The sequence below is a fragment of the uncultured Aurantimicrobium sp. genome, assembly GCF_936931525.1.
GTDB lineage: Bacteria > Actinomycetota > Actinomycetes > Actinomycetales > Microbacteriaceae > Aurantimicrobium.
The window spans coordinates 1-1188 of the sequence record NZ_CAKZII010000041.1; the positions used below are offsets into that span (position 1 = coordinate 1).

1 protein-coding gene is annotated in these 1188 nt (G+C 56.0%); it reads right to left on the reverse strand.

Annotated features, from left to right (window positions below):
• Nucleotides 1–90: 90 nt before the first annotated feature.
• Nucleotides 91–1083, reverse strand: a complete 993-nt coding sequence (locus Q0362_RS01925; RefSeq protein ID WP_298119204.1) for a DMT family transporter — start codon at nucleotides 1081–1083, stop codon at nucleotides 91–93.
• Between the last annotated feature and the right edge of the window lie 105 nt (nucleotides 1084–1188).

The following is a 1188-nucleotide window of genomic DNA, read 5'->3' on the forward strand; positions in this document are numbered from 1 at the left end:
TGGACGTGCATATCGAGGGCGACGAGGTTCTCGACGTCGAGACCGTATTCATAGCTCATGTCTTCATTATCCTCTGGATGTTTGGCTAGCTCAGTTGCCCACGGGTGGCACGGCAACATGCGCATGTGCATGCGCATGCGGCTTCTTCGTGGGCCAGGCTGCCCATGCTGCCGCCACAAAGGCCAAGCTGGCACCGATCAGGATCATCACGCTGGTGACCTGGGCGCTGGGGAAGAAGAAGTCCAAGATCAACGCCATGAGCAGCTGGCCAGCAATGGAACCTAGCCCCATCAACAGAACACCAATTTCCCGAACCACAACAGCGGTGATTCCGATGAAGACCACACCAATCGCACCTCCGAGATAGAAATAGGGCTGAGAAGGCAGAGCCGCAGGCAACCCTGCCGAAAACGAATGGAACGCCGTCGCGATCAACAGCACACCTGTTCCCACCATGAAGTTGAGGAAGGTGGAGGTGAGGGGTGTTCCTGCAATGACGGTCATCCGACCGTTGGCCGCGTCTTGCCAGGCGACCAGAACGCCACAGACAAGTGGAAGAAGCAACGGCAACAGAGACTCAGCTGCCGTGGAGTGGCCGACCAAGGACAGCGCAACAGCAGCAATACCTAACGCGGCGCCACCCACACGATTGACACTCAGAAGCTTCTTGCCCGCTGGTCCAATCCCCCACACATCCAAGAACAATCCACCCATAGACAAGCCAGCAACAAAGGCAACGGTGTAGAGCGCAACACCCGTAATCCCGACGACCAGAGTCTGTGAAAGAACATAGGCAGCACCTGCGCTGCCAGCCAAGGTGAACCACGGGGTGATTCCGCCGGAACGAAGAGCGGTAATGAGTTGGCGCCAGCCTTGCTGGCCCTTCTTATTGAAAGAAATGATGACGAGCAGAATCAAGAAGCCTGAGCCGAAGCTAATCACCCCAGAGAGAAACGCATCCTGGATTTCTTGCGCAAAGGCTCCATTGATACGAGCCTGACTCGTGCGCAGAATCCCAGCAAGAACAGCTAAAGCAATCGCCACCCACGCAGCCATCAACGGCTTATGCGTGTGGTGAGTCATATCTCTAGGGTAGGCGGTAACTCTGTCTTGTTAACGAAAGTGACCCCGGCCGATTGGCCAGGGTCACTTCGTCTTTGAGGAGAACTAGTTGGTTACTGCTGCATC

Coding starts and splice junctions, on each gene's coding strand:
- Q0362_RS01925 (WP_298119204.1), bottom strand. CDS start 1,083: ATGACTCACCACACGCATAAGCCGTTGATGGCTGCGTGGGTGGCGATT.